At 32.6% G+C, this 7838-nt stretch carries 8 protein-coding genes and 1 pseudogene; all 9 read right to left on the bottom strand.

Going from position 1 to position 7838, the window contains the following annotated elements:
- Nucleotides 1-206: 206 nt before the first annotated feature.
- Nucleotides 207-797, bottom strand: a pseudogene (locus KQI76_RS09610) (endonuclease V).
- Complete coding sequence (locus KQI76_RS09605; RefSeq protein ID WP_216400096.1) at nt 798-1274, bottom strand: toxin-antitoxin system YwqK family antitoxin; 477 nt, start codon at nt 1272-1274, stop codon at nt 798-800. It lies immediately after the preceding pseudogene.
- Complete coding sequence (locus KQI76_RS09600; protein ID WP_305853369.1) at nt 1264-1551, bottom strand: YwqJ-related putative deaminase; 288 nt, start codon at nt 1549-1551, stop codon at nt 1264-1266. Before KQI76_RS09600 ends, KQI76_RS09605 begins: the two co-directional genes overlap by 11 nt.
- A 408-nt stretch (nt 1552-1959) precedes the next feature.
- Entirely contained in the window at nt 1960-3090 is a 1131-nt protein-coding gene (gene ftsZ / locus KQI76_RS09595) for a cell division protein FtsZ (protein ID WP_216400094.1), read from the bottom strand.
- A 66-nt stretch (nt 3091-3156) separates the two neighbouring features.
- The gene (gene ftsA / locus KQI76_RS09590) at nt 3157-4449 is read right to left on the bottom strand and encodes a cell division protein FtsA (protein WP_216400093.1); all 1293 of its coding nucleotides are present in this window, start codon (nt 4447-4449) and stop codon (nt 3157-3159) included.
- Nucleotides 4450-4651: 202 nt separating this feature from the next.
- Entirely contained in the window at nt 4652-4996 is a 345-nt protein-coding gene (locus KQI76_RS09585) for a small basic family protein (RefSeq protein ID WP_216400092.1), read from the bottom strand.
- A complete protein-coding gene (locus tag KQI76_RS09580) occupies nt 4996-5715 on the bottom strand; it encodes a DUF881 domain-containing protein (RefSeq protein WP_216400091.1) in 720 nt (239 codons plus the stop codon). Before KQI76_RS09580 ends, KQI76_RS09585 begins: the two co-directional genes overlap by 1 nt.
- Before the next feature lie 12 nt (nt 5716-5727).
- Entirely contained in the window at nt 5728-6420 is a 693-nt protein-coding gene (locus tag KQI76_RS09575; RefSeq protein WP_216400090.1) for a DUF881 domain-containing protein, read from the bottom strand.
- Complete coding sequence (locus KQI76_RS09570; RefSeq protein WP_216400089.1) at nt 6404-7216, bottom strand: cell division protein FtsQ/DivIB; 813 nt, start codon at nt 7214-7216, stop codon at nt 6404-6406. The genes KQI76_RS09575 and KQI76_RS09570 overlap by 17 nt, the downstream gene beginning before the upstream one ends.
- Between the last annotated feature and the right edge of the window lie 622 nt (nt 7217-7838).

Here is a 7838-nt window from a genome sequence, read left to right as displayed (position 1 = left end):
CTGAAGTTATCCAACTAGGAGGTGACAGTTATCGATTAAAACATCGTCGCTCAATATTTAATGATAAAACTGTTCAAAATTAATGAGCGAAAAGTGTTCAATTTAACTTGACAGTTACATGACAAATAAAAGGTTGATACTTTATAATTTAAGTATCAACCTTTTCATTTAAATTTTATAATATACAGTATTTTTAGTTATAATATTTATATATCATATAATTTTCTTCTAATAGTATGTGTTTCTAAATCAGCTAATCTAGTTGGAATTGGCAATCTGCTTTCTTTATTATTAAAATATCGGTTTATGAACCCTCTTTATTATCTGGCATATCAAAATCTGCTCCATTTACTTTTAAATAGCTTTTGGCAACTTCTATAGTTGATTTATTTAAGAAAAAAGATGCATGAGTAGCTATTCCCATTTGATTAAAATGTAAATATCCATTTCCATCAAATATGAATATATCAGGCTCTACCACTAATTTTTTTGAAGCTTTAATAATTAAAGGTAATTCCCTAAAAGCTAAAAATCCAGATATATACGGTACTTTTATTTCTCCAACACTATTAACTTTTTCAACCACATTTTTAGTGTTATAATCAATAACAACTATGCATCATGTTCCATATTGTTTATTTTCATTTTCCCAATAAGCTAAATCAACACCTGCAACTAATTTAATGCTTTTTTTCAAAACTATTTCGTAAAATTATTTTTTTCTTTAATTCATTTTGTATATTAATAAACTCTGATTCATTATAGACATTAAAACTATGAATACTTTGCACATTCATTTAAATACCTTTTTCTAGAACCTTTTTATACAACTTTTCTTGACTATTTCTAAGTTCTATATCATCTTCAGTTGGTTTAGATTTTTCATTAATTAATTTTCCATTCTCATCCCATTCTTTAAACGTTAAGCAAACACCATATTCATATATAGATTCAGATTTCAACACCCCATTACTATACCAAATTTTCTCAACTCCAAAAATTCTACCTCTTTGCATGTGCTGAGTACTTTTTATTTTTCCATCATTATAAAACTCAATAAAATCACCATCTGAAAAACCATTTTTATAATAACAATAATATGCTAAATTACCATTTGGATAAATTTCATAAATTAACCCTGTAAAAGGTTTTATTCCAGATTCTTTAGAGTTATATAAAATTCTATCGCTTAAATACTCTTGTTCTAAAATATCATCATCAAAATCAATTCCGTTATTTAAAACATACTCTTTTGTTAATATATTAGTTTCCATACTTTAATACCTCCGGGAAATAACTTGCTCCATTTGTTATATATTCACAATGTGGACATCTTGGCATAGGTAGGCCTCTTGGTTTTAATTTTTTTCCTGATCTAACTACATACACCATAAAATTTTCTAATTTAGCAGTAGGATTTGCTAACAATGCTTCATTTAATGCATATACTTCTGCATGAGACCCTGCCCCTAATGTGAAATTTTGATAACTATCAAAGATTTCTGGTGGCATGTTGTCTATTCTTTCTTTGATTAATGGGTGAGGTTCCAAATGGTGTAGTTAAAAGTATAACAGCTCCGCTTCCTAAATAAGTTAAAACTCCACCTACTAACGAAAATATTCCTTTCACAAAATCCTTCACCAACCCATGAAAAGAAATCTCCTATTACATCTCCGAATCCAGCAATGTTATAATAGGTATCTCTTGCACCTGCTTTATATCTATCGTCTTTATTTTCAAAAGGAACTATTCGATAAATGAATCGGGATTTGCGTTGATGGCGGTGAACCTGGGGAAGTTTATTGCCAGAAGCAACAATCCAATACTAGAAGAAAGAAATAATCCAACAAAAAATGGTTTCAAGCAAATTTTAATGCTTGAAACCATTTTTTTGGTTAGTTATGTCCCAGGCTCATTCTTTATGATTTAGGACTAGTTATTTCTCAGCGTCTAATTAATTATCGTCTTCGGTTTCGATTTCTTAAAAACGTTGGAATATCTAATGTATCCTCTTCCTCTCGAAAGTTTGTTGGTTCATATACTTCTTCTTGCTCTCGTTTTCCATCTTGTTGATGGTTAGAATTTTGTTTATTTTTGATATTTGGTCTTTGTCTTGATTGATTAGCTTCAATCTTTTTTTCATCAAATCCTGTTGCAATAACGGTAACCACTATTTCATCCTTCAATTTGTCATTGATGACTGAACCGAAAATAACATTTACCTCTTGATCAGCAGCAGATGTAACAATATCCGCTGCTTCTTGAACTTCATATAAGCTCAAACTAGTTCCGCCAGTTATATTCATCAAGACACCACGTGCTCCATCGATTGATGTTTCTAATAGTGGTGATGATATTGCTTTTTTCGCCGCCTCTGTTGCTCGGTTTTCACCAGTAGCTACACCTATTCCCATTAAGGCTGAACCTTTATCAGACATAATTGTTTTTACGTCTGCAAAGTCAACATTAATCAAGCCTGGCGTTGCGATTAAGTCAGAGATTCCTTGCACACCTTGGCGTAAAACATTATCCGCTTCCCGAAAAGCTTCTAACATTGGTGTGTTCTTGTCAATTATCTCTAGTAATCTATCATTTGGAATAACAATTAATGTATCAACATTTTCCTTTAATCCTTCAATACCGGCTACTGCTTGCGTTGATCGTTTACGACCTTCAAACAAGAAAGGACGTGTTACAACACCTACCGTTAGTGCGCCGATTTCCTTTGCTACTTGTGAGATAACTGGTGCAGCTCCTGTACCTGTTCCACCACCCATTCCGGCCGTAACAAAGACCATGTCCGCTCCTTGGAGCGCCTCTTCTATTTGTTCTTTACTCTCTTCAGCGGCTTTACGGCCAACTTCTGGATTAGCACCAGCACCTAATCCTCTAGTTAATTTCGTTCCTAATTGTATTTTCACTTCTGCTTTTGATAAATTTAGGGCTTGTGCATCTGTATTTACAGCGATGAAGTCAACGCCTTGTACGCCATGCTCTATCATTCGGTTAACAGCGTTGTTTCCGCCACCACCAACACCTATTACTTTTATCGTCGCTAGCTGATCTAATTCTGTGTCAAACTCCAACATGTTCGTTCCTCCTATAAAAACAGTATTACACACGTTAAGATGTCAATTTCAAATTATACATAAGTATCAATCGAAAAAGTATTTAAATAAATTTGCAATGCTTGATTCTTTCTTTTCATTCGTTGGTTGTTGATTTTCTTTTTTTGGTTTTGATCGAGTAGCTTTTTTATTTGGTTTTTCTTCTCTAATATCTAGTTGAGATACGGAGTGACCTAAGTGCTTACCTTGAATTTTTGCATTTGCATAAGTAAATTTAAGGATACCAACACCTGACGTATATTGTGGTTCACGTACACCAATATAATCTGGAATAGCTATTCTTACATTACTTTGATAAAGATCTTGTGCTAATTCTAAGGTACCTGGCATTCTCATGCAACCACCAGTTAAAACAAATCCACCAGGTAATTCGGAGTAACCCATTCTCCTAATTTCTCTTGCTACATATGTATAGATTTCCTCCATACGTGCTTCAATTATATTAGCAAGGTCAAGTTGATTGTACGTATGTTGTTGATTACTACCAATAGAGGTAACTTTAAAAGTATCTTCTTCACGTGCATCTGGATAAAATCCATGTCCGTGTTTTAATTTAATCATTTCAGCATCTTCTGAACTCATCTTCAAACCAATTGAAATATCTTTTGTTATATTATCACCACCAAGTGGGATAACTCTTGTATTGACTAGATGGTTATTTTCAAAAATTGAAATGGTTGTACATCCACCACCAACATCGATCAATGCTACACCTAATTCTCTTTCATCATTTGATAGTGCGATTGAGCCTGTTGCTAAAGGTTGTAAACAAATATCAACAACTTCTAATCCTGCTCTTTCTACACATTTCAGAATGTTATGTAACATTGTTCTAGAGCTAGTGATAATTGTCCCTTCCATTTCTAAACGGACACCTATCATTCCCCTAGGATCTGTAATCTCATCTAAACCATCAACAATAAATTGTTTAGGTACGACATCAATAATTTCTCTTTCAGGGGGAACAGAGATAACTTGAGCAGCATCAATAACTCTAGTTACATCTTCATCGTTTATTTCTCGATTTTCACTTGATACAGCCACAATCCCTTGACATGGTAATAGTTGTGTGTGGTTCCCATTAATGCCAACGATCACACGTTCAATTCTCATATCTACCATCCGTTCAGCTTGTTCAATTGCTTCACGAATAGATTGAACAGTTTGATCAATATCTACTATCGAACCTTTTTTCATGCCACGTGATTCCGCATACCCAACACCGATAATGTTTAAGGAATCTGATAATACCTCACCAACGATTACCTTAATTTTTGATGTACCTATGTCAAGGCTGACTAATATTTCATTGTTGTTCATAAATGAGGCACCTCCCAATCTACAGCATCAATAATACTTTTCTATCATTTCTTACAGCACAAATAATAATTATTGATTTTTGATTTCATTTATTCATCTTATTATACCATTTAATTGCTAGTCTATTAATACCTTTTGACTATTTATATTATATTTCATTATTCTACATCGATCGACGATATTCCTTTATTAGGTCAAGCATTTATTTATTTTGATTTGGAATTTTAAATAAATAACGTCTGATAATTGATATATTTCGAAATAAACGTAGTCCAAAGGCAAAAACAGCTGCTAGATAAAGATCTACCCCTAATTGCTGCCCAATAAACGTCAAAATAACAGCTAAACTAATATTAAAGAAAAAACCACTTATAAAAATACGCTGATTAAATAGATTTTCTAAATGAGCACGAATTCCACCAAGAAGAGTGTCCATTGCTGCTAAAATGGCTATTGATAAATAATCCGAATAGATATCAGGAATTGAAATATCAGTTAACAATCCCAAAGCTATTCCAATAAGTAAAAATAAAAATGGTATCCACATTAACTTCCACCTGCTTTATCATCTTCAATAACTTCGATGAACTGTAAAGACAGTTTTCCATCATATGCTGGAATTTGAAGATTATCTACTTTTTCTATATTAAATGATATATTGTGCATCGCAAATTCATCTCGTGATTGACTGACTTCCATATAACTAAGTAAACGATTTGGATCATTAGAAGATATTTTAACTGTTAGAGGAAGATCTGGTAATGGACGTTGATTTATATATATTTGATTTCCAACTAAGCGAATTGCAGTCAAATTCATTAAGCGTTCGTCATTAATAGCAATATGATTAGCACCATATGAGTTGATTTCATTAACGAGTCGATTTAACAACTCTGGTGTCAGTTCAGGAAAAAATAAAGGATCACTTCGTTCACCATAATTTGGCACAAGCTCGATCTGAATACCTGGGCCAACAATATCAGTTAATCCAGCTTTCTCTCTCAATGAAGTGATCGATTCATTTAAAGCTTTTATTTGATCTTGTTCAGATGTTGATTCATATTGCGCTTGAACAGCTTTGAGGTCATTTAGCTCATTTTGTAGTACTTGTTGATTATTTTGTTCACTTTGTAATTGTGATCGAATTTCCCACATGTCTCTCGTTTCTCGAACTTCCTGCTCGGAAGAAGATTGAAAGTGAATGGCTAACATTATGCCAAAAATCATCATAGCTAGAGAGAATGTGGTTTTGTTTTTTTGAGACATATTTATCACCTATTAACTCACCCTAGCATTCATTGTGATTTGTTCTACCTTGCCAATTTCTACTTCAACTTGATCATTGACAAGGTAATCAATGACACCATTTGGTAACTCTAAACTTTCCCTAAGAAGCTCTGGGTCACCAATTGCTTCAATTTTAAATGGTGCTGGATACTCCTCACCGTCAATTGAGATCACGGGTCCAATACATACAATGTGACTATCCGAGAAAATCCGCTGCCCATTGATTGACAGTGCCTCCGCACCCGCACTATATAATTCATTGATAACTAATTGAATATGTAGATCATGAACAATATATTGATCCGCATTCTTTTGATCTGGGATAAACTCTTGATCCTTCAATGATATGTAAATCCCTTCTCCTTCTATCGGCAATTCACCTATTAAAGCCTGGAGTTCCAACTTTTCATCTACACTTTCACTCATTGCTTCAACTTGATCAGCCATTTTACTCTCTAGCTGCAATATATCTAGTCTTACTTGATCTATTTCTTGTTGCAATTGATGATTGTTTTCTTCAAATTGAATGAGCTGTTGACGATAATAAAAAGTTTTTTCCCATTCTTGAACACTAACATGATCATCTTTTATCATTGATTTAGTATGCTGATAACTAAAAGCTATTAAAAACCCAAATGAAAACAGAACGAGAGATAGAATTGTATGTTTACCCCTCACTTTCATCGTCAAGCTCACCCCCTTCAGAATCTATATCTTGTTTCTGATGATCTTCTATACCATCCTTATAATAAATAGCTCCACCCTCTCCTATTTCAATAATACCATGATTATCATCAAGTTGACTGACAATAGATGGATAACTACTCATATGATCACCAAAGCTTCGGATGCTTGTAATCACCTCAAAACCATCGTTCATAAATAATCTTAATGTATATGGATTAGATTCGGTTGGTTGCCAATAGACTTCTGAAATATGATTAGCAACTGAACTTGGTAAGCTGGCTAATTGCTCAACAAACAGCATTAAATACTCATCATCAGAAAAATCAAATAGCAAGGGGGCATCCCCTTCATATTCAGTTATATGAAATGAATCAAGCATATGCCCATCTTCTAGCAATGGATAATAAAGGTCACCTTTATTCAAATAAGCAATTTTATTAAACTCAACAATATTGATCTCTACATGGTTGGGAAACTTACGTTTGACAGTTGCTTCTTTAATTTCTGGTACTTCTGTCAATCTATTCTCTATTTCAGATGTTCTAAAACTCCAAATATTAACTTCTTTTGAGAGTTGAGAACTTTCAATAATAGATTCTGGTTTTGTATATCGATAACCACTCACATTGATTTCATTTATATAGCTCAACGGTGATTGTAAATAGACAACAATAGATAACAAACAAAAAAATAAACAAAGATAAAATATTAATCGGCGATTCGTTTTTTTACGACGAGCTTCCTTTAGTTTTGGAATCCGATCCTCTATCGAGACTACTTTTTCATCATCCATCCCGTTCCCTTCCTTTATATAAATTTTTTATCCTGCTTAACTAGCCGTAAGACCCCAATTCAGCATTCAAGGAAGACTAAGAATTTATGAGTAGGAAATAGTGGCCAGTAAAAATCCAATTCATTCATCAAATACAGCATTTCAGTGGACTAATTAACTGTTTTACGAGTTGTTCCGAAGTATTTACATTACAAGAACAAGCACTCTTCTTATTCTGAGTCTCATCAAATAGGTATAAGGACCTCAACCTAAATGAATACTCTTTTTATTTAGTTTAACATCAAATAAATGAAATAACTATTTATTATATCGTAATAAATCAATTAATTTTCACTATAAATAGGATTTACTTCCGATATTATTAATTAAATAAAGTATAGCATAACTTAGTATAAAAAACTTTCACAATGATGGCAAAACTTATTATTTTCCAATTCAGATCACTAAGAATCATAAATATTATCGCGGTTTTCAAATCTTATTTTTCTTTTAGAAATTTTTGTCTCAAAAATGAATAAAATTACGGATGACAAAATATGAATTTCATTCGTTATTCAATCGGTATTTAAAACTAAAATTGCGGAAAAATATATAAAAGGAGGGCTTATAGATTTTAATTAAA

It is taken from the genome of Amphibacillus sp. MSJ-3 (assembly GCF_018919165.1).
Classification (GTDB): domain Bacteria; phylum Bacillota; class Bacilli; order Bacillales; family Amphibacillaceae; genus Amphibacillus.
Note: the sequence above shows the minus strand (reverse complement) of the source record. Positions and strands in the feature narration are given on the sequence as shown.